The 24,017-nt window shown below is 69.6% G+C and carries 19 protein-coding genes and 1 pseudogene; 12 read left to right on the top strand and 8 right to left on the bottom strand.

The features are described from left to right. Nucleotides 1-161 precede the first annotated feature (161 nt). The 4 genes and pseudogenes from B082_RS0126750 to B082_RS38285 all read left to right on the top strand — a co-directional run. Nucleotides 162-1,379 carry an IS256 family transposase gene (locus B082_RS0126750; RefSeq protein WP_026249656.1) on the top strand — a complete coding sequence of 406 codons (1,218 nt, stop codon included), beginning with the start codon at nucleotides 162-164 and terminating at the stop codon, nucleotides 1,377-1,379. A 100-nt stretch (nucleotides 1,380-1,479) separates the two neighbouring features. After that, nucleotides 1,480-1,773: a transposase gene (locus tag B082_RS0126745; protein WP_018554873.1), complete on the top strand. Its 294-nt coding sequence runs from the start codon at nucleotides 1,480-1,482 to the stop codon at nucleotides 1,771-1,773. Next, nucleotides 1,773-2,297, top strand: coding sequence for a hypothetical protein (locus B082_RS39575; protein WP_199783854.1), 525 nt, complete (start codon nucleotides 1,773-1,775; stop codon nucleotides 2,295-2,297). Before B082_RS0126745 ends, B082_RS39575 begins: the two co-directional genes overlap by 1 nt. 16 nt (nucleotides 2,298-2,313) lie before the next feature. After that, nucleotides 2,314-2,529 (top strand): annotated as a pseudogene (locus B082_RS38285) (IS3 family transposase); the annotation flags it as partial. Nucleotides 2,530-2,808: 279 nt separating this feature from the next. On the opposite strand, the gene B082_RS0126735 reads toward B082_RS38285, so the two are convergent. Beyond that, the gene (locus B082_RS0126735; RefSeq protein ID WP_018554870.1) at nucleotides 2,809-4,338 is read right to left on the bottom strand and encodes a helix-turn-helix domain-containing protein; all 1,530 of its coding nucleotides are present in this window, start codon (nucleotides 4,336-4,338) and stop codon (nucleotides 2,809-2,811) included. Between the two features lie 220 nt (nucleotides 4,339-4,558). Between B082_RS0126735 and B082_RS0126730 the strand changes: the two genes are divergently transcribed. Next, nucleotides 4,559-5,209 carry an MOSC domain-containing protein gene (locus tag B082_RS0126730; protein WP_018554869.1) on the top strand — a complete coding sequence of 217 codons (651 nt, stop codon included), beginning with the start codon at nucleotides 4,559-4,561 and terminating at the stop codon, nucleotides 5,207-5,209. A 289-nt stretch (nucleotides 5,210-5,498) separates the two neighbouring features. Next, nucleotides 5,499-8,213, top strand: a complete 2,715-nt coding sequence (acnA, locus tag B082_RS0126725; RefSeq protein ID WP_018554868.1) for an aconitate hydratase AcnA — start codon at nucleotides 5,499-5,501, stop codon at nucleotides 8,211-8,213. Nucleotides 8,214-8,300: 87 nt separating this feature from the next. On the opposite strand, the gene B082_RS0126720 is transcribed toward acnA, so the two are convergent. Together B082_RS0126720 and B082_RS0126715 are read right to left on the bottom strand one after the other, a co-directional pair. Beyond that, nucleotides 8,301-9,203: an FG-GAP repeat domain-containing protein gene (locus tag B082_RS0126720; protein WP_018554867.1), complete on the bottom strand. Its 903-nt coding sequence runs from the start codon at nucleotides 9,201-9,203 to the stop codon at nucleotides 8,301-8,303. Between the two features lie 143 nt (nucleotides 9,204-9,346). Then, entirely contained in the window at nucleotides 9,347-10,198 is an 852-nt protein-coding gene (locus tag B082_RS0126715; RefSeq protein WP_018554866.1) for an FG-GAP-like repeat-containing protein, read from the bottom strand. A gap of 269 nt (nucleotides 10,199-10,467) precedes the next feature. Here B082_RS0126715 and B082_RS0126710 point away from each other — a divergent pair, with 269 nt between their 5' ends. Continuing rightward, a complete protein-coding gene (locus B082_RS0126710; protein WP_018554865.1) occupies nucleotides 10,468-10,725 on the top strand; it encodes a GlsB/YeaQ/YmgE family stress response membrane protein in 258 nt (85 codons plus the stop codon). 75 nt (nucleotides 10,726-10,800) lie between these two features. On the opposite strand, the gene B082_RS0126705 is transcribed toward B082_RS0126710, so the two are convergent. From B082_RS0126705 to B082_RS0126690, 4 genes are read right to left on the bottom strand one after another with little or no spacing between them, the layout of a single operon-like run. Then, a complete protein-coding gene (locus tag B082_RS0126705) occupies nucleotides 10,801-12,180 on the bottom strand; it encodes a GH1 family beta-glucosidase (protein ID WP_018554864.1) in 1,380 nt (459 codons plus the stop codon). An 8-nt stretch (nucleotides 12,181-12,188) separates the two neighbouring features. Continuing rightward, a complete protein-coding gene (locus tag B082_RS0126700) occupies nucleotides 12,189-13,043 on the bottom strand; it encodes a carbohydrate ABC transporter permease (RefSeq protein ID WP_051094695.1) in 855 nt (284 codons plus the stop codon). 5 nt (nucleotides 13,044-13,048) lie between these two features. After that, the gene (locus B082_RS0126695; protein ID WP_018554862.1) at nucleotides 13,049-14,008 is read right to left on the bottom strand and encodes a carbohydrate ABC transporter permease; all 960 of its coding nucleotides are present in this window, start codon (nucleotides 14,006-14,008) and stop codon (nucleotides 13,049-13,051) included. A gap of 12 nt (nucleotides 14,009-14,020) precedes the next feature. Continuing rightward, entirely contained in the window at nucleotides 14,021-15,250 is a 1,230-nt protein-coding gene (locus B082_RS0126690) for an ABC transporter substrate-binding protein (protein WP_018554861.1), read from the bottom strand. Nucleotides 15,251-15,518: 268 nt separating this feature from the next. Here B082_RS0126690 and yicI point away from each other — a divergent pair, with 268 nt between their 5' ends. Beyond that, nucleotides 15,519-17,774: an alpha-xylosidase gene (gene yicI, locus B082_RS0126685; RefSeq protein WP_018554860.1), complete on the top strand. Its 2,256-nt coding sequence runs from the start codon at nucleotides 15,519-15,521 to the stop codon at nucleotides 17,772-17,774. 206 nt (nucleotides 17,775-17,980) lie between these two features. Then, nucleotides 17,981-18,643 carry a histidine phosphatase family protein gene (locus B082_RS0126680; protein WP_018554859.1) on the top strand — a complete coding sequence of 221 codons (663 nt, stop codon included), beginning with the start codon at nucleotides 17,981-17,983 and terminating at the stop codon, nucleotides 18,641-18,643. On the opposite strand, the gene B082_RS36735 is transcribed toward B082_RS0126680, so the two are convergent. Next, nucleotides 18,567-19,331 carry a hypothetical protein gene (locus B082_RS36735; protein WP_018554858.1) on the bottom strand — a complete coding sequence of 255 codons (765 nt, stop codon included), beginning with the start codon at nucleotides 19,329-19,331 and terminating at the stop codon, nucleotides 18,567-18,569. The two genes, B082_RS0126680 and B082_RS36735, sit on opposite strands and share 77 nt — an antisense overlap. Before the next feature lie 170 nt (nucleotides 19,332-19,501). On the opposite strand from B082_RS36735, the gene B082_RS0126670 reads away from it, so the two are divergent. From B082_RS0126670 to B082_RS0126660, 3 genes are all read left to right on the top strand, one after another. Next, nucleotides 19,502-20,713: a HupE/UreJ family protein gene (locus B082_RS0126670; RefSeq protein ID WP_018554857.1), complete on the top strand. Its 1,212-nt coding sequence runs from the start codon at nucleotides 19,502-19,504 to the stop codon at nucleotides 20,711-20,713. Nucleotides 20,714-20,852: 139 nt separating this feature from the next. Further along, complete coding sequence (locus B082_RS0126665) at nucleotides 20,853-22,826, top strand: purple acid phosphatase family protein (RefSeq protein ID WP_018554856.1); 1,974 nt, start codon at nucleotides 20,853-20,855, stop codon at nucleotides 22,824-22,826. Nucleotides 22,827-22,900: 74 nt separating this feature from the next. After that, entirely contained in the window at nucleotides 22,901-23,968 is a 1,068-nt protein-coding gene (locus B082_RS0126660) for a WxL protein peptidoglycan domain-containing protein (RefSeq protein ID WP_018554855.1), read from the top strand. The last annotated feature ends 49 nt before the right edge of the window (nucleotides 23,969-24,017 follow it).

Genomic DNA, 24,017 nt, shown 5'->3' with positions numbered 1-24,017 from the left:
GATGGTGTCCCGTGGAGTGGTGTAGCGGATCTTGGTGGGGGATGTGCGCCCGTTGTGAGCCGGCGGGTGCGTCGACTGCCTCTGTGTACTCCCTGAGAACGAGGTCGGCGACCGTGTAACTGTCCTTGGTGAACGGGCAGTTCGACCCAAGGGGGTACACGGTGGCCTTGTCACAGCATGACCTACTTCGCCTGCTGGAGTCACTACGTTCGGCGGACGGTCTTGAACTCGTGCGCGAAGTCGCCGAGCGGCTGTTGCAGGAGCTGATCGAGGCCGAGGCCACCGCGCAGATCGGGGCGGAGTGGAACGAGCATGCCTCCACCCGGACCGGCTACCGCAACGGGCACCGGGACAAGACGGTGACCACGCAGGCCGGGGATCTGGAGCTGGCGATCCCGAAACTGCGGGCCGGGAGCTTTTTCCCCAGCCTGCTCGAGCGCCGGCGTCGTATCGACCAGGCCCTCTACGCTGTGATCATGGAGGCTTACGTTCACGGTGTCTCCACCCGCAACGTCGATGACCTGGTCAAGGCGCTCGGCTCGGACACCGGCATATCCAAGAGCGAGGTCTCCCGGATCTGCGGCGATCTCGACGAACAGCTCGAAGTGTTCCGCACCCGGCCCCTGGACCACACCCGCTTCCCCTACGTCTACCTCGACGCGACCTGCGTCAAAGCCCGGGTGGACCACCGAATCGTCTCCCAGGCCGTGGTCATCGCCACCGGTGTCACCCAGGACGGCGGCCGCGAGGTCCTGGGCGTCATGGTCGGCGACAGCGAGACCGAAGCCTTCTGGGCCACGTTCCTGTGCTCGTTGCGCGACCGCGGTCTCAGTGGCGTCCGCCTGGTCATCTCCGACAGCCACAGCGGCCTGGTCAAGGCCATCCGCAAGGTCATGCTCGGCGCCGCCTGGCAACGCTGCCGGGTGCACTTCGTCCGCAACGTCTTCTCCGTGATCCCCAAAGGAGCCGCGGAGATGGTCGCCGCGACGATCCGCACGCTCTTCGCCCAGCCCACCGCCGAAACGGTCCGGACCCACCTCGACACCGTCGCAGACATGCTCGGCGCACAGTTCCCCAAGGTCAAAGAGATGCTGCTGTCCTCGAAGGAGGACCTGACCGCCTTCGCGGACTTTCCCCATCAACACTGGAAGAAGATCCAGTCGACCAACCCACTCGAACGGCTGAACCGGGAGATCAAACGACGCTCCGACGTCGTCCAGGTCTTCCCGAACACCGGCGCTGTCGCCCGGCTCGCCACCGCCGTCCTCGCCGAACTCCACGACGAGTGGATCGCGTTCCCCCGCCGCTACCTTTCCACCGAGAGCATGGACAGCCTCTATCCGGACAACACCCAGGCCCTCCCAGAAAGCACCAACTGATCAGCTACACCACGAGATGGGACATGACCGGTTGGGACTGCTGCACGGATAGGTGACACCTGACCTGGCTTGCTGAGAGGCGGCCTGGAAGGATGTCGCAGTGCCTAAGCCGTATCCGACGGAGTTCCGCGAGGACGTCGTGCGGGTCGCGCGCAATCGCGAGCCCGGCGTCACGCTGGAACAGATCGCCGCCGACTTCGGCGTCCACCCGATCACGTTGTCGAAGTGGTTGCGCCGCGACACCGACAAGGGCGGCGCCAAGCCCGCAACGGCGTCGGGCGAGTCGGCCGAACTGCGCGAGGCCCGCAAGCGCATCCGGCTCCTGGAGCAGGAGAACGAAGTGCTGCGGAGGGCTGCGGCGTATCTGTCGCAGGCGAACCTGCCGTCAAAATGATGTACCTGCTCGTCCGCGAGCTGGCCGCCGCCGCTGCCCCTGACCGGGTGGCGGTGACGTGGCGGGTGCTCAAACTGGCCCGCCAGCCCTACTACCGGTGGCTGGCCTCACCGGTCACCGACACCGAACTCGCCGAGGCATACCGGGCGCACGCCCTGTTCGCCGCTCACCGCGACGACCCGGATTTCGGCCACCGCTTCCCGGCCGATGAGGCCCGTGCGGCCGGCGAGGCGATGGCCGAGCGGACCGCTTGGAAGATCTGCCGCGACAACCGCTGGTGGAGCGCGTTCGGTAAGCGGCGGGGCCGGGGCAAGAACGTCAAGGTCGGCCCTCCGGTCCACGACGACAGGGTGAGGCGCGATTTCACCACATCCGGGCCGAACCGGTTGTGGCTGACGGACATCACCGAGCACGCCACCGCTTGGGTTCCAGCAGTCGTCGCAACACCGATCGGAAGTGGTGCTCGCGGTGGATGCGCAGGGAAAATCGGCGGAGTTGAAGGACAGGTTCTTCGAGGAGCTTGATCGTGGCGGCTCGGTGCCCGGCGACAACGCGGCCATGGAGAGCTTCTTCGCGCTGCTGCAGAAGAACGTCCTCGACCGCCGTGCCTGGGCCACCCGTCAGGAGCTGCGGATCGCGATCGTCACCTGGATCGAGCGCACCTACCACCGCCGCCGACGTCAGAGACGCCTGGCCCGATTGACCCCCGTCGAGTACGAGACCATCATGACTCCACCCGCAGCCCTGGCTGCATAAACCCCGCTGTCACCCGATCATGCAGCAGTCCCGTTGGCGTGATGCGACCGGGCATCGGACGTTACGAGGTCGCTTCGGCGACAACTCTGCGCCGACACTGACGGCCACTCATGTTTGCCTGACGCGTCGTCTTCCATTCGAGATCATCTTGCATGTGCGTTGACAAGGTGCTGAAAAGCAACAGTGATCAGTGAAGGGCCGTGAAGGCGAGTATTGCCAGGTCAGATGGCATGCTGGGGTGTTGTGCCCCTGGGCTCAAGGGGCACAACACCCCGCCCCTCAGATGTCCCGGAAGATCTCGATCTGCGCCCCCACCGAGTTCAGCCGCTCCGCCAGCTCCTCGTAGCCCCGGTTGATCACGTACACGTTGCGCAGGACCGACGTGCCCTCCGCCGCCATCATGGCGAGCAGGACCACCACCGCCGGGCGCAGGGCCGGGGGGCACATCATTTCGGCGGCGCGCCAGCGGGTCGGGCCCTCGACCAGGACGCGGTGGGGGTCCAGGAGCTGGAGGCGGCCGCCGAGGCGGTTGAGGTCGGTGAGGTAGATGGCGCGGTTGTCGTAGACCCAGTCGTGGATCAGGGTCTGGCCGTGCGCCGAGGCCGCGATGGCCGCGAAGAACGGGACGTTGTCGATGTTGAGGCCGGGGAACGGCATCGGGTGGATCTTGTCGATCGGCGCCTCCAGTTTGGAGGGGCGGACCGTCAGGTCGACCAGGCGGGTGCGGCCGTTGTCCGCCGCGTACTCCGGTGTGCGGTCGCAGTCGACGCCCATCTCCTCCAGGACCGCCAGTTCGATCTCCAGGAACTCGATCGGCACCCGGCGGATCGTCAGCTCCGACTCCGTGACGACGGCGGCGGCCAGCAGGCTCATCGCCTCGACCGGGTCCTCGGACGGGGAGTAGTCCACGTCCACGTCGATGGAGGGCAGGCCGTGGACGGTGAGCGTCGTCGTGCCGACGCCCTCCACCCGTACGCCCAGCGCCTCCAGGAAGAAGCACAGGTCCTGGACCATGTAGTTGGAGGAGGCGTTGCGGATGACCGTGGTGCCGTCGTGCCGGGCGGCGGCCAGCAGGGCGTTCTCGGTCACCGTGTCGCCGCGCTCGGTCAGCACGATGGGGCGGCCGGGCGTGACGGAGTGGTCGACCCGGGCGTGGTAGATGCCCTCGGTCGCGGCGATGTCCAGGCCGAAGCGGCGCAGCGCGATCATGTGCGGCTCGATCGTCCGCGTACCGAGGTCGCAGCCGCCCGCGTACGGCAGCTTGAACGCGTCCATGCGGTGCAGCAGCGGGCCGAGGAACATGATGATGGAGCGCGTGCGGCGGGCGGCGTCCGCGTCGATGGCGTCCATGTCGAGCCGGGCCGGCGGGACGATCTCCAGGTCGGTGCCGTCGTTGATCCAGCGGGCGCGCACGCCGATGGAGTTGAGCACTTCGAGGAGGCGGTAGACCTCCTCGATGCGGGCCACCCGGCGCAGCACCGTACGGCCCTTGTTGAGCAGTGAGGCGCAGAGCAGCGCCACGCAGGCGTTCTTGCTCGTCTTGACGTCGATGGACCCGGAGAGCCGGCGTCCTCCGACCACGCGCAGATGCATGGGGCCGGAGTAGCCGAGCGACACGATTTCGCTGTCGAGTGCTTCACCGATGCGGGCGATCATCTCAAGGCTGATGTTTTGATTGCCGCGCTCGATGCGGTTCACGGCGCTCTGGCTGGTTCCGAGCGCCTCGGCAAGCTGGCTCTGTGTCCAGCCCCGGTGCTGACGGGCGTCACGGATGAGCTTGCCGATACGTACGAGGTAGTCATCTGACATGTCGGCAGGCTATCTCAGATATGAGATGGCACTCGGGTGGGGGTGTGCCGTTCGGGTGAGAGGCGGGTGTGGCGGGGTGTCGGACGGGGGCGCGGCGGCGGGTGGGGAGGTGGGTGCGGAGGTGGGTGCGGAGGGGGGTACCGCGAGCCGGGCCAGGCGGAAATCCTGTCGACGCCGGCCGGTGCGGCTCATAGGGTCCCGCCCCATGAAGCCCCACGGCATGAAGGTGCTCTCCGTCAACATCGGCCGTCCCCGCCCCAATCCGTGGAAGGGGCTGAGCGCGACCGGCATCGACAAGCGGCCGGTCGACGGTCCGGTCGCGGTGACGGCTCCCGGGCCCAAGGGCACCGGAGCCGTCGGGCTGGCCGGTGACCGGGCCTACGACGTGAAGCATCACGGTGGCACCGACCAGGCCGTCTACGCGTACGCACGCGAGGATCTCGACGGCTGGGAGGGTGAATTCGGCCGGCCGCTCACGGGCGGGGTGTTCGGCGAGAACCTGACCACTCTCGGGGTGGAGGTGAACGCGGCGCTGATCGGTGAGCGGTGGCGGATCGGGCCGGACGTCGTCCTGGAGGTGTCGTGTCCGCGGATTCCGTGTGCGACGTTCCAGGGGTGGCTGGCGCGGGAGGGGTGGCTCAAGCGGTTCACGCGGGCCGCCCTGCCGGGTGCGTATCTGCGCGTGATCGAACCCGGCGAGATCCGCGGCGGCGACCCGCTGGAGATCGTGCACCGGCCCGACCATGAGGTGACCGTCGCGATGTCGTTCCGGGCGATGACCCTGGAGCCGGAACTGTTCCCGCTGCTCGCCGTCGCCGACGCGCTGCCCGAGGAGACGAAGGAGCGGCTTCGCCGACGCACCTCCCTGTAGGGCCATCCGAGTGTCCGTGCGGCGGGCAAAAGCGCAGGGGAGCGCTGGTGTCGTACCCGGATGCGCGGCGCACCAGGGCGCCCGGACATGACCCGTCAGCGGTCATGTACTAGAGTTATCTCGACATCGAGATATATGCCGAAGGCGCACAGCGGGCCGCACACGGTAAGGGTTACCTAACTAATCCTTACCTTAGCGGATGGCCCGGTGGTCCGAGGCGGCACCACGCGGCGCCCGCCCTGGTGAGGCGCGGCGCGGAGTTACGCGCACATTGATGAAGGAGACTGTCGTGTCGGCGAACAGCTTCGACGCCCGCAGCACGCTGCGCGTGGGCGACGAGTCGTACGAGATCTTCAAGCTGGACAAGGTCGAGGGCTCCGCCCGCCTCCCTTACAGCCTGAAGGTGCTGCTGGAGAACCTGCTCCGCACGGAGGACGGCGCGAACATCACCGCCGACCACATCCGGGCGATCGGCGGCTGGGACTCCCAGGCGCAGCCCAGCCAGGAGATCCAGTTCACGCCGGCTCGTGTGATCATGCAGGACTTCACCGGTGTGCCGTGCGTGGTGGACCTCGCCACCATGCGTGAGGCCGTCAAGGAGCTGGGCGGCGACCCGGCGAAGATCAACCCGCTGGCCCCGGCCGAGCTGGTCATCGACCACTCCGTCATCGCCGACAAGTTCGGCACCAACGAGGCGTTCGCGCAGAACGTCGAGCTGGAGTACGGCCGCAACAAGGAGCGCTACCAGTTCCTGCGCTGGGGCCAGACCGCCTTCGACGAGTTCAAGGTCGTCCCCCCGGGCACCGGCATCGTCCACCAGGTCAACATCGAGCACCTGGCCCGCACGGTCATGGTCCGCAACGGCCAGGCGTACCCCGACACCCTCGTCGGCACCGACTCGCACACCACCATGGTCAACGGCCTCGGCGTGCTGGGCTGGGGCGTCGGCGGCATCGAGGCCGAGGCCGCGATGCTCGGCCAGCCGGTCTCCATGCTCATCCCGCGCGTCGTCGGCTTCAAGCTGACCGGCGAGCTGCCGGCCGGCACCACCGCCACCGACCTCGTGCTGACCATCACCGAGATGCTCCGCCAGCACGGTGTCGTCGGCAAGTTCGTGGAGTTCTACGGCGAGGGCGTCGCCGCCACCTCGCTCGCCAACCGCGCCACCATCGGCAACATGTCGCCGGAGTTCGGCTCCACCGCCGCGATCTTCCCGATCGACGACGAGACGCTGAAGTACCTGCGCCTGACCGGCCGTGACGCGCAGCAGGTCGCGCTGGTCGAGGCGTACGCCAAGGAGCAGGGCCTCTGGCTGGACCCGGCCGCCGAGCCGGACTTCTCCGAGAAGCTGGAGCTGGACCTCTCCACGGTCGTCCCCTCCATCGCCGGCCCGAAGCGCCCGCAGGACCGCATCATCCTCGCCAACGCCAAGGCGCAGTTCGCCCAGGACGTCCGCAACTACGTGGACTGCGTGGACGAGGCGGGCAAGGAGTCCTTCCCGGCCTCCGACTCCCCGGCCATCGGCGCCGCGGGCCCGACGAACCCGGTCCCCGTCACCGCCCCCGACGGCACCACGTACGAGCTGGACCACGGCGCCGTCACCGTCGCCGCGATCACCTCCTGCACCAACACCTCGAACCCGTACGTCATGGTCGCCGCGGCGCTCGTGGCGAAGAAGGCGGTCGAGAAGGGCCTGACCCGCAAGCCGTGGGTCAAGACCACCCTCGCCCCGGGCTCGAAGGTCGTCACCGACTACTTCGACAAGGCGGGCCTGACCCCGTACCTCGACAAGGTCGGCTTCAACCTCGTCGGCTACGGCTGCACCACCTGCATCGGCAACTCGGGCCCGCTGCCGGATGAGGTCTCCAAGGCGGTCAACGAGCACGACCTGGCCGTGACCTCGGTGCTCTCCGGCAACCGCAACTTCGAGGGCCGGATCAACCCGGACGTCAAGATGAACTACCTGGCGTCCCCGCCGCTGGTCGTCGCGTACGCCCTCGCCGGTTCGATGAAGATCGACATCACCAAGGACGCCCTCGGTGTCGACCAGGACGGCAAGCCGGTCCACCTCTCCGACATCTGGCCGTCGGAGGCCGAGGTCAACGACGTCGTGGCGAACGCCATTGGCGAGGACATGTTCAACAAGTCCTACCAGGACGTCTTCGCGGGCGACGCCCAGTGGCAGGCGCTGTCGATCCCGACCGGCGACACCTTCGAGTGGGACTCCGAGTCCACCTACGTGCGCAAGCCCCCGTACTTCGAGGGCATGACCATGGAGACCTCGCCGGTCGAGGACATCACCGGCGCCCGGGTCCTGGCCAAGCTCGGCGACTCGGTCACCACCGACCACATCTCCCCGGCCGGTGCGATCAAGGCCGACACCCCGGCCGGCAAGTACCTCACGGAGCACGGCATCGAGCGCCGCGACTTCAACTCCTACGGCTCGCGCCGTGGTAACCACGAGGTCATGATCCGCGGCACGTTCGCCAACATCCGCCTGCGCAACCAGATCGCGCCGGGCACCGAGGGCGGCTACACCCGCGACTTCACCCAGGCCGACGGCCCCGTGTCGTTCATCTACGACGCCTCGCAGAGCTACCAGGCCGCCGGCACCCCGCTGGTCATCCTGGCGGGCAAGGAGTACGGCTCTGGCTCGTCCCGCGACTGGGCGGCCAAGGGCACCGCGCTCCTCGGCGTCAAGGCCGTCATCGCCGAGTCCTACGAGCGCATCCACCGCTCGAACCTCATCGGCATGGGCGTCCTGCCGCTCCAGTTCCCGGAGGGCCAGACCGCCGAGAGCCTCGGCCTCACCGGCGAGGAGACCTTCTCCTTCACCGGCGTGACCGAGCTGAACGACGGCACGACCCCCCGCACGGTCAAGGTCACCACCGACACCGGCGTGGAGTTCGACGGCGTCGTCCGCATCGACACCCCCGGCGAGGCGGACTACTACCGCAACGGTGGCATCCTGCAGTACGTGCTCCGCAGCCTGATCCGCAAGTAAGGGCTGAGGCAGTACGGCGAGAGGGCCGCATCCCCGGTGACGGGGGTGCGGCCCTCTCTCATGCTCCCGGAAGAGCTGCCGTGCGGATCAGAACAGGAACTTGTAGCTGTTCCAGCCGCTCGTGCCGATCTTCTTCTTGGCCTTGTACGGGGCCGCGGCGTTGCCCGTGCCGCTGTACAGGTACAGCTCGCCGCCCTTGCGGGCGATGAGGTCGGTGCGGCCGTCCAGGTCGACATCGCCCGTGGAGATCAGGCGGTCGTACTGGTTCCAGCCGCTGCCGATCTGGGTGCGCTTGGCGAACGGCGCGTTCTGGTTGCCGGTGCCCTTGTACAGCCACAGGACGCCGGACTTGTCGCGCGCGACGACGTCGTTCTTGCCGTCGCCGTTCAGGTCGCCGTTGCCGGCGATCTCGCTGTAGATGTCCCAGCCGTAGCCGGCCTTGATGCGCTTGGTGACCTTGCCGTCGCCGTAGCCGAGGTAGACGTAGAGGTCGCCCTTGGTGTCGACGGCGAGGATGTCGCCCGCGGCCGCTCCGCCGATCTGGCCGGGGGAGACGATCTTGTTGTAGATGTTCCAGCCGTAGCCGATCTTGACCGACGACGAGTCGAACTTCAGGTAGCCCATGTCGCCGTTGGTCTCACGGAACCAGAGACCATCGCTCTTGCCGTCGACCTGGTTGTCGACCTGCATCATGGCGCTGACGCCGAGCCAGCCCGAACCCGAGACCTCGCGGGCGGTCAGGCCGCCCTTGCCGTCCGGCGAGTACGAGTAGGCCGTGCCCGCGGAGTTCACGCCGTACAGCGCGAACGACGGGGTGGCGGCGGCGGCCGAGACGGCCGCCGCCGGCTGGTCCGCCGCCGCGCCGAGCGACGGCTGCGGGGCGTCCGCCGCCACCGCGGAGGTGCCGGTGGCGACGAGGGCGGCGGTGAGCGCCGCGGCTGCCGCGCGAGCGGCTGTGCGTGTGTAGTGCCGGCCAGTGGTTTTGGCCACAAGTACTCCATGGATCGTGAAGTGGGACGTGGCCCGCCGCACGGAGGCGGCGGGCCACCGATTCAGCCGAATCGTGTCACGATTTCGGGCGCCAAACCTTCACGTTTCGTCATGAGTCTGTAACCGCGTGGTTGTTGCCGCGATCAGAAGAAGAGGTTGTACGTGTTCCAGCCGGAAGTCCCGATGATGGCCTTGGGCTTGTACGGGGCCGCTGCCTTACCGGTGCCGGCGTACAGGTACAGCTCGCCCTTGGGGTTGCGGGCGACCAGGTCCGTGATGCCGTCCATGTTGAGGTCACCGGCGGCGAAGATGGTGTTGTACTGGTTCCAGCCGCTGCCGATCTTGGTGCGCTTGGCGTACGGGTCGTGCTGGTTGCCGGTGCCCTTGTACAGCCACAGGACGCCGGACTTGTCGCGGGCGACGAGGTCGTTCTTGCCGTCGCCGTCCAGGTCGCCGTTGCCGGCGATGTCGGCGTAGATGTCCCAGCCGTAGCCGACCTTCAGGCGCTTGGTGACCGTGCCGTCGCCGTAGCCCAGGTAGAGGTAGAGGTCGCCCTTGGTGTCGCGGGCGAGCAGGTCGCCGCCCTCGGCGCCGCCGAACTGACCGACCGAGACCAGGGTGTTGTAGATGTCCCAGCCGTAACCGATCTTCTTCGCGGGGGAGTTGCCCTCGTAGTAGTAGATGTTGCCCGAGGTGCCGAGCTGCCAGCGGCCGTCCGCGATGTTGTCCGCGTTGTTGTCCACCTGGCCGACGAACTTGAGGTTCGTCCAGCCGGTGTCGATCTTGACGCGCGACGAGAGGGTGCCGTCACCCTGCGGCGCGTACGTGTAGGCGGTGCCGGAGCTGTCGACGCCCGAGAGGGCGAACAGCGGCGCGTCGCCCGGCTCGGCGGCAACGGCGGCGGACGCGCCGGCGGCGACCAGGGCGGCGGTTATCGCGGCGGCGGTGAGACGGGTGGCGGCCCGCCCGGTCCGACGGCCAGAGATCTTGGCCACGTGTGTTCTCCATGGATGGTGGGACGAGGCGTGACGAGCCGCGGGATACGGGGACACGCCACGGAATTGAGGGTGATCCTTTCACGAGTCCCTCACGTGTCCAAGGGTTTGGCGAAATGACGCCAACGCTACATCTTCGCCCCGGTATGCGGACGTTGCCGCGGTCCCGGACCCCCGCGTTCGTACCCAGGTGCGTACCCGCGCGTTCGCGGGGCAGATGGTCGGTAGCTTCCGAAATCCCGTCGGACAGCGGAAGAAGAGGAGTTGTCGTGTCATTTCTGTGGGCCATCATCGCGGGACTCGTCATCGGCCTGTTGGCCAAGCTCGTCGTCCCCGGCCGCCAGCCCATCCCCCTCTGGCTGACGATCCTCCTCGGCGTCGTCGGTGCCCTCGTCGGCAACGCCCTCGCCAGTGCCTTCGGTGTACGTGACACCAGCGGCATCGACTGGATCAGGCACATCTTCCAGATCGGCGTCGCGGCCGTCCTCATCGCCCTCATCAGCCCCGTGTGGGCCCGGCGCACCTGAGCGACCGCACGACAACGCCCTGCCCGCCGCGGATCGCGGCCGGCAGGGCGTTGTCGCGCTCGCTTCCCTCCGGGGTCAGGACCGGTGGGAAGCGATCAGCCCCTGATACCAGCGGTAGCTGTCCTTCGGGGTGCGCTCCTGGGTGTCGTAGTCGACCCGGATGATCCCGAACCGCTTCGCGTACCCGAGCGCCCACTCGAAGTTGTCCAGCAGCGACCACACGTAGTAGCCCCGCACATCGACGCCCGCGTCCATCGCAGCCCGCAGCGCCGTCAGATGCGTACGCAGGTACTCGACGCGGTCCGCGTCGCGCACCGCCCCGTCCGGCTCCACGGTGTCGTACTCCGCCGAGCCGTTCTCCGTGATGTGCACCGGAGGCAGCGCGTCCCCGTAGGTCTCCTTCAGCGCCGTCAGCAGATCGGTGAAGGACTCCGGGACGACCGGCCAGCCCATCGCCGTCTTGCGCACGCCCCGGTACTCCGTCTCGCGGTACCGGTTGTCCGTCGCCACCCGCAGCGCCGGGTCGGGCTCGCGGTGCGGGGCGTCGGCGACCACGATCGGGCGGTAGTAGTTGATGCCGAGGAAGTCCAGCGGCTGGGATATCAGCTCCAGATCGCCCTCGCGCCGGAAGTCCTGCCCGGTGATCAGCTCGCCCCACGTCTCCTCGTCGCTCGCCGGGTAGCGGCCGGCCAGGATCGGCTCGGTCCACCCCAGGTTGTGCTGGGTGTCCGCGCGGACGACCGCGGCCAGGTCGGCGTCCGAGCCGGTGGCCGGGACGTTGCGGTCCAGGTTGAGGGTGATGCCCGCCTCCCGGACGCCCGCCGCCCGCAGCTCCTTCATCGCCAGGCCGTGGCCGACGAGCAGGTGGTGCGCGGCGGCCAGCGCGCCGCGCCCCTCCTTCGCGCCCGGTGCGTGCCGGCCCACCGAGTAGCCGAGGAACGCGCTGCACCACGGCTCGTTCAGCGTGATCCAGCGCGGCACCCGGTCGCCCAGGTGCTCCGCCATGATCGCCGTGTACTCGCCGAACCGCTCGGCCGTCTCCCGTACCCGCCAGCCGCCCCGGTCCTCCAGGGCCTGCGGCAGGTCCCAGTGGTAGAGGGTGGCGGCCGGCTCGATGCCCGCTTCGAGGAGTTCGTCGACGAGCCGGGAGTAGAAGTCGAGGCCCTTGGGGTTCACCGCGCCGGAGCCGTCCGGCTGGACGCGGGACCAGGCGATCGAGAAGCGGTACGAGCCGACGCCCAGCTCGCGCAGGAGTGCCACGTCCTCCCGGTAGCGGTGGTAGTGGTCGCAGGCGACGTCGCCCGTGTCACCGCCGTCCGTCTTCCCGGGGGTGTGGCTGTAGGTGTCCCAGATCGACGGGCCGCGGCCGTCCTCCTGCGCGGCACCCTCGATCTGGTAGGAGGCCGTGGCCGCGCCGAAGACGAAGCCGGGCGGAAACACGGGGAAGTCAGTCATGGAAACCCTTACTTGACCGAGCCGCCGGTGATTCCGGCGGCGATGTACTTCTGGGAGAGCACGAGCAGGACCGCGGCGGGGATCGCGGACAGCACGGACGCGGCCATCACCGAACCCCAGTCGCCGACATGGGCGCCGATGTACTGGTAGATGCCCAGTGTGATCGGCTTGACGTCGTCCGTGGTGTTCAGCGTCAGCGCGAACATGAAGTCGCTCCAGGCGTACAGGAACGAGAACAGCCCCGCCGTGATCAGCGAGTTGCGGCTCATCGGGAGCACGACCCGCACGAACGTACGCAAGCGCCCCGCGCCGTCGACCTCGGCGGCCTCGATGACCTCGCGCGGGATGGCGACCATGAACGACCGCATCAGCACGATCGCGAAGGGGATGCCGAGCGAGGCGTCCGCCAGCATCAGACCGGCGTACGAGTTGACCAGGCCGAGGTCCACGTACGCGCTGTACAGGGCGTTGGCGATGACGATGCCCGGCACCATCTGGGTGATCAGCGTGCCGAAGACGATGGTCCTGGTGCCGCGCAGCTTGAACTGGGCCAGCCCGTAGGCGGCGGGCGCCGAGATCGCCAGACAGATGGCCACCGCGCCGAGCGCGACGGCCAGCGAGGTCAGCAGGTTGCCGCCCTGGTCGCTGAGGGCCGAGCGGAAGCCGGACAGGTCCAGGCCGTGCGGGACGGGGCTGACCTCCAGCAGTCCGGACTCGGGCTGGAGTGCGGTGTTCACCATCCAGTACAGCGGGAACAGCATCACGCACAGCACCAGGATGCCGAAGACCATGGCGCCCCAGCGCCGCTTCGGCCGGCCAGTGGGACGGGTGGGGGCGGCGGGGGTACGCACAGTGCTCGCCATGCCGGTCACTTCCCCTCGTTGCGGTTGGCCCGCAGGTAGAACACCGCGAAGACGGCGGAGATCAGGATCAGGATGTTGCCGACCACGGCACCGGCCCCGAAGTCCAGCTGGACGAAGGAGTTCTGGTACGTGAGGGTGCCCAGGGTCTGCGTGGAGTCGGCGGGACCGCCGTCGGTGAGCGCGAGGATCAGGTCGAGGATCTTCACCGTCGACATGAAGCCGAGCACCAGCACCACGGTGATCACCGGCCGCAGCATCGGCAGCGTGATGGAGCGGAACGTCCGCCAGGCGGACGCGCCGTCCAGCGAGGCGGCTTCGTACAGCTCCTTGGGGACCTCCTGGAGGCCGCCGTAGAGGATCACCATGTTGAACGGGATGCCGATCCAGATGTTCACCAGGATCACCGAGATCAGCGCCATGCTCGTGCTGGTCAGCCACGGGGTGTCGCCGCCGGCGCCGATCGTGCCGAGGAACGAGTTGAGCACGCCGGTGTCCTGGTCGAGGATGCGCCGCCAGACGACACCCGAGACGACCATCGGCACCAGCCACGGCAGCAGGATCAGCGACCGGAGGATGCCGTTGAGGGGGAAGCGGCGGCTGAAGAAGACGGCGAGGCCGAGGCCGATGCAGAACTGCCCGATCAGGGAGCCGATCGTGAACAGGATGGTGTGCCACAGGGCCTTGCCGAAGAGCTCGTCGTTGAAGACGTTGCTCCAGTTGTCCGTCCCGTTGAACGGGGACTTGCCCGTGAAGAACGTGGACGGCGAGTAGTCCTGGAAGCTCATCACGATGTTGCGGACGAGCGGGTACCCGAAGAAGAGCGCCATGAACACGACGGCGGGGGCGATGAAGCCCCACTGGGCGAGCCGCCTGCGGCGCCGTATGCGGGCCGGGTTCGGCGGCTTGGCCGCCTTCTTCGCGACGGGCGCGGCGCCTGCGGCCGCGGAAGCGGTGGTGGTCGACATGGTTCGGATACCTCAGTTCCCGCTCGTCGCGCGCTTCTGGGCCCGCTTGAGGGCGGTCTCGCTCGGCTCACCCGTCAGGGCGGACTGGAACGCGCTCTGGAGCGCGAGGGAGACGGACGACCACCGCGCGCCGAGCTTGGCGGTGCGCGAGCGGGCCGTGGCGACCTGGTCGGCGAGGGCCGCCAGCTCCGGCGCCTTCGTGCGCCACACGGCGGCGGCCTTCTCGTTGGCCGGGACCATCCAGCTGTTGATCGCGTAGGTGATCTGCTCCTGCTCGCCGGCCATGCAGCCGATGATCTTCGCGGACATCTTCTCGCGCTCGCTGTCACCCGTGTTGGGCACGGTCAGCACGCCGCCGCCCAGCGGCCCCACCGAGTCGTCGCCCGCCTCCGGGACCGGGATCTGGGCGATGCCCCAGTTCAGGCCCTTCTTGGAGTTCAGGGTCTCGACCTGCCACGGGCCATTGATCATCATCGCCGCGTTGCCCGCCATGAACTGGTCGTTCACGTCGGCCTGGGTCCAGTTGACCGTCGACTTGGAGAGCGAGCCGTCCTTCAGCAGGCTCTTCCAGTAGTCCAGCGCCCCGGCCACCTCGGGGCTGTCGAGCTTCGTCTCGTCGCCGCCGTTGGACCACATGAACGGGGTGAACTGGAAGACCCCGTCCTCGGCGCCGCCGGCGCTGAGCGCCAGACCGTACCGCTTGCCGTGGGTCAGCTCCTTCGCTGTCTCCCGCATCTCGGCCCAGGTGGTGGGCACCTCCAGGCCGGCCTTGTCGAGCGTGTCCTTGTTGTAGAACAGCGCCAGCGTGTTCACGGTGCGCGCGGCCCCGTAGTACGTCCCCTCGTACGAGCCGAAGTTCACGATCCCCTCGGGGATGTCGCGCGTCGACAGGCCGAGGTCCTTCAGCGGGATCAGCCCGCCCGCCTCGGCGAACGTCGGCATCTCGGAGGCGTCCAGCTGGAGCACGTCGGGCAGTGACTTGGACGACGCCATCCGCAGGGCCTTGGTCATCACCTGCGAGGCCGGGACGCTCTGCTGCTCGATGGTCACCCCGAGCTGCTTGCCGCACCGGGCCAGGGTCTGGGCGTCCCAGCGGTGGTAGGACTCGTCGGTCGAGGAGTTCAGGACCGTGTACACGTCCGGGTCCCGCTGCTGGCCGCAGCCGGACAGGACCACGCCGCCTATCAGCGCGGAGACGACCGTGAGCGGGACGGCGACCCCTGGGGTGAAGCGGTTCGACATTCTGCTGCCTCTTGTCGGCAAGGGCCCGGACGGCTGCGCTGCCGTCCGACCGATTTGTTTGCTGCCAGTACTAATACGTCATGTCGGCGTTCGTTTCTAGACCATCCTGGTGACACACACGTCACATAGGGGCAACATGCCCGCTCGCAGGGGGGTCCGAGGCGTCGGCTCAGGCGGATTCATGGGCTCCGCAGGGTGAATCGAAGCGCTTCGAAAACTATTTGTTTTGTGTACGATCAAAATCAGGACCCCAAGGAACGGACCCCCCATGAAGTTCACCGACGGCTTCTGGCAGATGCGAGACGGTGTCCACGCCTCGTACGCCACCGAACTCCGCGACCTCCGCCTCGACGCCGGCCGGCTCACCGCCTACGCCGCGGTCAAGCGCGTGACCCGGCGCGGGGACACGCTGAACGCCCCCCTGATCACCGTGGAGGCGTACGCCCCCGCCGAAGGCGTCATCGGTGTCCGCGTCACCCACCTGGCGGGCAAACGTCACCCGGGCCCCGACTTCGCGCTGCCCGGCGCGACCGGCGACCCGTCGGCCGCCGTCCGGGAGCACGGCGGGGCCGCCGAGCTGACCAGCGGCCCGCTCACCCTCCGGCTGCCCGCGGCCGGCGGCTTCGGCCTGGAGTTCCTCGACGCGGACGGCCGGCTCCTGACCGCCGCCGGACGCAAGGGGACCGCCTTCGCCACGACCGGGGACGGCGGCCACCACATGCTCACCCAGCTCGCGCTGGGGGTCGGCGAGACGATCCACGGGCTCGGCGAACGGTTCACCCCGTACGTCAAGAACGGCCAGGTGGTCGACATGTGGCAGGCGGACGGCGGCACCAGCAGCGAGCAGGCGTACAAGAACGTCCCGTTCTACCTCTCCTCGCGCGGCTACGGCGTCTTCGTCAACCACCCCGGCAAGGTCTCCTTCGAGGTCGGCTCCGAAGCGGTGGGCCAGGTGCAGTTCAGCGTCGAGGACCAGACCCTGGAGTACTTCGTCGTCGCCGGACCCACCCCCAAGGAGGTGCTGGCCCGCTACACCGCGCTCACCGGCCGCCCGGCCCTGCCCCCGGCCTGGTCCTTCGGCCTGTGGCTGACGACCTCGTTCACCACCTCCTACGACGAGGAGACCGTCACCTCGTTCGTGGACGGCATGGCCGAGCGCGGCATCCCGCTCTCCGTCTTCCACTTCGACTGCTTCTGGATGCGCGAGTACCAGTGGTGCGACTTCGAGTGGGACCCGCGGACCTTCCCCGACCCGGCCGGCATGCTGGCCCGCCTCAAGGACAAGGGCCTCAGGATCTGCGTCTGGATCAACCCGTACATCGCGCAGAAGAGCCCCCTGTACGCCGAGGGCGCGGCGAACGGCTACTTCGTCCGCACCCCCGGCGGCGACGTCTGGCAGTGGGACATGTGGCAGGCCGGCATGGCGCTGGTGGACTTCAGCAACCCCGAGGCCACCGCCTGGTTCCAGGACAAGCTGAAGACGCTGCTGGACCAGGGCGTCGACGGCTTCAAGACCGACTTCGGCGAGCGCATCCCCACCGACGTCGTCTGGCACGACGGCTCCGACCCGGAGCGGATGCACAACTACTACACGCACCTCTACAACAAGGCCGTCTTCGAGGTGCTGGAGAAGGAGCGCGGCCAGGGCGAGGCCGTCCTCTTCGCCCGCTCCGCCACCGCGGGCGGCCAGCAGTTCCCCGTGCACTGGGGCGGCGACTGCTGGTCCTCCTTCGGCGCGATGGCCGAGTCCCTGCGCGGCGGCCTCTCCCTCTCGCTGTCCGGGTTCGGCTTCTGGAGCCACGACATCGGCGGCTTCGAGGGCACCCCCGACCCGGCGGTCTTCAAGCGCTGGCTCGCCTTCGGCCTGCTCTCCTCGCACAGCCGGCTGCACGGCTCCTCCTCCTACCGCGTGCCGTGGGAGTTCGGTGACGAGGCGGTCGCGGTCGCCCGGCAGTTCACGGAGCTCAAGCACCGCCTGATGCCCTACCTGTACGCGGCGGCCGTCGAGGCCCACCGCACCGGCGTCCCCACCATGCGCCCGATGCTGCTGGAGTTCCCCGACGACCCGGCCGCCCGCACGGTGGACCGCCAGTACCTGCTGGGCCCGGACGTCCTGGTCGCCCCGGTCTTCAGCGAGGACGGCCACACCGAGTACTACGTCCCCGAGGGCACCTGGACGCACCTCCTGACCGGCGAGACCGTCTCCGGTCCCGCCTGGCACCGCGGCACCTACGGCTTCGACAGCCTCCCGCTGCTGGTCCGCCCCGGCGCGGTGCTGCCGCTCGGCGCGGACACCTCCCGCCCCGACGGCGACTGGACGACCGGCCTGGAACTGCGCGTGTACGCCCCCGAGGGCCTCGGCGACTTCACCCGCACGGTGACCGTCCCCGACCTCACGGGCGCCCCCGCGGCCACGTACCAGGTGGTCCGCGAGGGCGGCACCCTCCGCGTCACCGCCGACACGGACCGGCCGTACGAGGTCGTGGTCGTCGGTGACCCGGCGGTGGACGTGGTCAAGGGCTGAACGCGGGCGCGACCACCCACCTGTACACCCCGTTCCCGGTCGCCATCGATCCGGCCGGACTCTCCCGCCAGCAGGTGCCGGCCGTATCCGGGCACTCCCGGGCGCGCCCGCCCGCCCGGTCCGGGCCGGAATGCGATCGTGGAGCGGCGGGTTCCCACCGTCGACAACACGTGAGCGGCAACGGCACCGAGAGCGGATGGCCTCATATGGGCGAGCTGATCCTGATCCGGCACGGCGAGACCGAGTGGTCCCGGGACGGACAGCACACGAGCCACACCGACCTGCCGCTGACCCCCCTCGGTGAGCGGCAGGCCCGCGCCCTGGCCCCGCTGCTCGCGGACCGCGCCATCGCGCTCACCCTGGTCAGCCCCTCGGTCCGGGCCCGGCGCACCGCCGAACTCGCCGGGCTCACCGAGCCCCGCGTCACCCCCGAGCTGCGCGAGTGGGACTACGGCGGCTACGAGGGCATCACCACCGACGAGATCCACCGCGCCCGCCCCGGCTGGAACCTCTGGACGGACGGCGTCGCCGCCGGCCCCGCGGCCCACCCGGGCGAAACCCCGGCGGAGGTCGGCGACCGGGCCGACCGGGTGCTGGCCCAGGTGGCGCAGGCCGCCCGGCGCGCCGGGGACGAGGACATCGTGCTCGTCGCCCATTCCCACTTCCTGCGCGTCCTGACGGCCCGCTACCTCGGCCTGACCCCGGCGGAGGGCACGCTCTTCCAGCTCGCGACGGGCGCCGTGTCCCGCCTCGGCCGGGAACACGGCCGGCCGGTCATCACCGCGTGGAACGTCACGCTGCCCGAGAGCCTCTTCCAGCCGGAGCAGCCGGAGCAGCCGGAGCAGCCGGAGACCCCGGAACGCGCCTGACCGCGCCTTCGGGCAGGTCCTGGAAGTCGTCCAGCCACACGACGATCCCGGTGCGCCCGGTCAGGGCCGCAGCGGCGCCCGCCCGGATCGCGGCCGCGCAGCGGGCCTCGGTGAACGAGGCGGGGTCGTACGTCGAGGACATGCCGAGCCCCTCCCCGCGGAACGAGGCCCCGGTCCAGTCGACCGCCGTCACGTTCTCGGTGGGTTCGGCGAGCTCCGCCCCCACGATCAGGAACCGCTGGGCGAGATGGCTCGGGGTCACCGTCGTCAGGGGGTCGATGAGGTCGTTGCCCGCGCTGACGACGAGGTCCGGGTGCAGGTCCAGCGCCCGGGTGACCGCGGGCAGCAGGTCGGTGTCGTCGGACGCGGTCACGGTGCGCAGGTCCACGTCCGTCTCCTTCGCCCACTCCCGCACCGCCTCGGCGAGGGTCTTCGCCGGGCGGTCGGTGCCCGCGGTGAGCAGGACGACCCGGGTGCCGGGCGCGGGCCGGACCCCGGACCACGAACCGGGGCTCGGTGTGACGGTCGACTCCGGCGCGGGCGGCCGGCCGGGATCGGTGAACCCCGCGCCGGGTGTGCCGAGGGCGGAGGGGACGGGGCGCCGCTGCGACCAGTCGTCACCCGGGGCGCATCCGGTGAGCAGGGCGGCGGCCACCACCAGAACGGCGGCGAGGGGCGGGCGGTGCAAGGCGGACGTCCTTCGGTGCGGAGCGGCTTTTCCCACATCCTGCTCGGCCGTTCCACACGATCTCCACCGGTCCGACCGATTTCGAACGCTTGTTTTCTCATGGTTCGCTGACCGGTCGTCGGCGGTTCATCCACGACCAGCACGGTGCACGGGCAACCCCAAGGAGACCCATGTCGCACCGTGCCCGCCGCCTGCTGCTCGCCTTCGCCGCGGCGGCCTTCCTCTTCCTCGGCCTCGTCAGGCCCGCAGCCGCCCACGGCTTCACCTCCGTCGTGTACGCGCACGTCACCGCCGAAGGTGACGGCCGGCTCCGTAGCGAACTGAAACTGGAGTACGACCTGCTCGTCGTCTCGGCCGCCGACGCCGGGTCCGACGACCCGCTCTTCCGGGCCGGGACCGACGCGTTCGAAGCCAAGGACGCCGACGCCCAGGCCAAGGCCCTCGACGCGCACCGCGCGACCGTCATCGATTACGTCACCCGGCGCTTCGCGGTCACCGCGGGCGGCGCCGACTGCGAACCCGCTCCCGCCGGAGGGTTCCGGATGGGCACCGAGGAGGGCGTGCCCTACGCGCTGCTCACGCTCGACTGGACCTGCGCCGGACACGGCACCGGTGACCACGAGATCCGCAGCGGCCTCTTCCCCGACGCGGAGGGGTACGTCAAGGGAACCAAGACCATCGTCACGTACGCGGTCGACGGTCACACCGGCAGCGCCGCCCTCGACAGCGCCCACCCGGACTTCTCGATCAGCCAGTCCTGGCCGCAGCGGTTCTGGGAGTTCTTCCGCCTGGGCGCCGAGCACCTGCTGACGGGCACCGACCACATCCTGTTCCTGCTCGCCCTCATCGCCGGATCGCGCAGGCCCCGCGAAGTCGTCCTGGCGGCCACCGCGTTCACCCTCGCCCACTCGGTGACGTTCCTGCTCGCCGCACTCGGCCTGGTCGACGTCCCCGCCGGCCTCGTGGAGCCCGTCATCGCCCTGTCCATCGCCGTGGTCGCGGGCTGGCACCTGTGGCGCCTGCGGGAGCGCGGCGAGCGGGCGGCGGCGCTCCCGGCGCCGGAGGCGAGCCGGCTCGGGCTCGACCGGGCCGGGTGGACCCGGCTCGGCGTGGTGTTCTGCTTCGGCCTCGTGCACGGCCTCGGCTTCGCGGGGGCCCTCGGTATCGAGGCGGCGTGGTCGTGGACGCTCCTGTGGTCCCTGCTGGTGTTCAACATCGGCATCGAGGCCGTCCAACTCGGCTTCATCGCCGTGCTGTTCCCGCTCCTGCTGCTGCTCGGCCGGCGCTCGCCGCGGGCCGGCCGGTGGGTGACCGGGGCGCTGTCCGCGGGGGTGGCCGTCATGGGCCTCGCCTGGTTCGTACAGCGCGTGACCGGATCGTAGGAACCACAGGCGGAAGGCGAAGTTCAGCCTCCGCCCGGATCGCCTTCGCGTGGTGTTCATCCAGGGCCTGGAACTTGGTGCCCGTCCTTCGTGTGTGCACATCCTGCCCACCGTTTGTACACAAAAGAATCGATACTTCATGAGAACGAACCCTTCCCAGCGGGCCGGCAGGCCCGTCGGGCACCGCGTGGCCACCGGCGCCACCGCCGCCTTCCTCGGCCTGGCCGTGGCCTTCGCGGGCGGGCAGGCATCGCCCGCCGCCGCGGCCGAATCCTCCACCCTCTCCGGCATCGTCCTGGGCGTCGGCGCCAACGAGACCCAGCGCACCGTCAGCTGGTACTCCTCCGCGGACACCGCCCAGAAGGTCCAGCTCGCCCCCACCGCTCAGCTCAAGGGCGGCGAATTCCCCGCGGACGCGGCCAACTTCGACGCCCTGGGCGCCAAGAACACCGCCGGCAGCGGCTACAACCGCAGCGCCACGCTCACCGGCCTCAAGGAGAACACCGCGTACTCCTACCGCGTCGGGACCGAGGGCAACTGGTCCCCGGCGTACTCCTTCACGACCCAGGACTTCGAGGGCGACTACGACTTCCTGTTCCTCGGCGACCCGCAGATAGGTTCCTCCGGCGACCTGGCGCAGGACCAGGCCGGCTGGCAGGACACCCTGGACGTGGCCACCAGGGCCAACCCGAAGGCGGAGATCCTGGTCTCCGGCGGCGACCAGGTCGAGAGCGCCAACAACGAGGCCCAGTGGACCTCCTTCCTCGCGCCCGACCAGCTGCGCCAGTACCCCTGGGCCGCCACCATCGGCAACCACGACGTCGGCGGCAAGGCGTACGAGCAGCACTTCTCGACGCCCAACACCGACAACTCCGGCTCGCTGTACGCCAACGGCAACCCGGCGTCCGACACGTCGGGCGGCAACTACTGGTACATCTACAAGGATGTGCTGTTCATCGACCTCAACAGCAACAGCTACGACACCGCCCAGGGCGGCGGGGGCGACGAGGCGCACACCAAGTACGTCACGGACGTCATCAACGAGCACGGCTCCGAGGCCAAGTGGAAGGTGCTCGTCTACCACCACTCGATCTACTCGCCGGCCTCGCACGCCAAGGACAAGGACAACAAGGTCCGCCGCGTCGACTTCCCGACGACCTTCTCCAAGCTCGGCGTGGACATGGTCCTCCAGGGCCACGACCACAGCTACTCCCGCAGCTACCTCATCAAGAACGGCCAGAAGGCCGACCCGGACGAGCAGCCCGGCGCGGCGGACGTCTACCCCGGCCCCGGCGGCGTCCTCTACGTCACGGCCAACTCGGCCTCGGGTTCGAAGTACTACGACATCACCGCGCCCGACTCCAGCGGCACCAGCGGCGCGGGCAACGGCGCCGACCCGCTGAACCCGGACAACTACTGGTACAACTCGGTCCAGAACCAGGAGCACGTCCGCAGCTACGTCAAGGTCCAGGTGCGGGACGACAAGCTCGTCGTCGAGAACATCCGCAGCGGCACCTGCGAGGCACCCAACTCCCAGGTGTCCAAGGGCGACTGGTGCAAGAACACCACCGCCGCCCAGCCGGTCGGCTCGGTCGTCGACAAGGTGAGCGTCCACCCCTACAACGGTGACGGCCAGTCCCTCCAGGTCAACGTGCCGAAGCCGGCCCCCGGCGAGTTCGGCTGGACCATCGACGGCTACAACGGCCTGGTGGACCTCGGCACCGCCAAGGAGGAGAACGGCGACCACTTCACCGCCTCCGGCAAGATCAACCCGATCCGGGTGACGGACACCCGCCGCTCGCTCTCCCCGTGGGCGGTCTCGGCCGGCGTGAGCACCTTCAAGGACGCCGAGAAGACGTTCGCGGGCTCCTACCTCGGCTGGTCCCCGTACATCCTCGACCAGGGCGCCGGCGCCAAGGCCGGTCCTTCGGTCCCGTCCGGCTACGACGGCAAGGGCGAGGGCCTGGCCCTCTCCCGCAACCTCGGCTCCGCGCCCCAGGGGCACGCCCGCGGTACGGCCCGGCTGGGCGCCGACCTCGACCTGAGGATCCCGGACTCCGTCCAGAAGGGCGGCTACCGCGCCACCCTCACCATCACCGCGCTGAGCAGCTGACCCTCCCCGCTCCACCGGCGTGGCAGGCTCCGGTACGCCGCAGCCTGCCACGCCGCCGTTCCGAGAGAGACCCCATGCACGCAGTGGCACCACCTCGCCGCACCGCCGCCGTCCGCACCGCCCTCCTCGTCCTGCTCGCGACCCTGGCGTTCGGCACGTCCACCGGCCCGGCACGGGCCGCCGGCGGCGACGTCACCTGGACGGTCCGGACGGCCGCGGGCGACTACGGGGAGGACCGGTCGAGCTTCGGCTACACCGTCAACCCCGGCGGTGAGGCCGAGGACGCCCTCGTCGTGGCCAACCACGGCACACAGCCGCTGAGCCTGGCCGTCTACGCGGCCGACGGCTTCACGACGGACAAGGGGCAGCTCGACCTCCTCACCGAGGGGAAGAAGTCCCGCGCCGTCGGAGCCTGGGTGCGGGCCGGCCGTGAAAGCGTACGGATAGCCCCGGGCAGGAGTGCCGAGATCCCCTTCACCGTGAAGGTCCCGCGCGACGCGTCCCCCGGCGACTACGTGGGCGGCATCCTGACCTCGCTCAAGCAGGCGGGCGACACCGAGGGCATCACCGTCGACCGGCGCCTCGGCATCCGGATCAAGCTGCGCGTCAGCGGCGCCCTGAAGCCCGCACTCGCCGTCGAGGACGTGCACATCGACTACCGGGGGACCGCCAACCCCTTCGGCCGGGGCGGTGCCACGGTCTCCTACAGCCTCCACAACACCGGCAACGCGCTGCTCTCCGGCACCCAGAAGGTCACCCTCACCGGCCCCTTCGGGACGCTGAGCACCGAGGCCGGCACGATCCCGGCACCGCCGGAGCTGCTGCCCGGCGAGCGCTGGAAGGTCACGGTCCCCGTCCACGACGTCACCCCCGCCCTCCGCCTCGCGGCCACCGTCGCCGTCACCCCGATCCTCACCGACGCCGCGGGTTCCACCAGGGCCCTCGACCCCGTCCGGACCACGGCCCACGGCTGGGCGGTCCCCTGGACGCTCCTGCTGCTCGTGGTCCTCGTCCTGGGCGCGGCCGTCGCGGCGTTCGTGCTCGTCCGCCGGGCGCGCGCCCGGCGGACGCGGCGCGAGGAGGAGCGGGTGCGCGAGGCGGTGGAGCAGGCGCTGCGCGACAAGGCGGAACAGCACTCCTGAGTGCGGCACGCACACGCGGACGGGCCGCCCGGCATCCGGGCGGCCCGTC

The organism is Streptomyces sp. ATexAB-D23, assembly GCF_000373645.1.
Taxonomy (GTDB): domain Bacteria; phylum Actinomycetota; class Actinomycetes; order Streptomycetales; family Streptomycetaceae; genus Streptomyces; species Streptomyces castrisilvae.
This window is presented reverse-complemented; position numbering and strand designations above follow the sequence as displayed.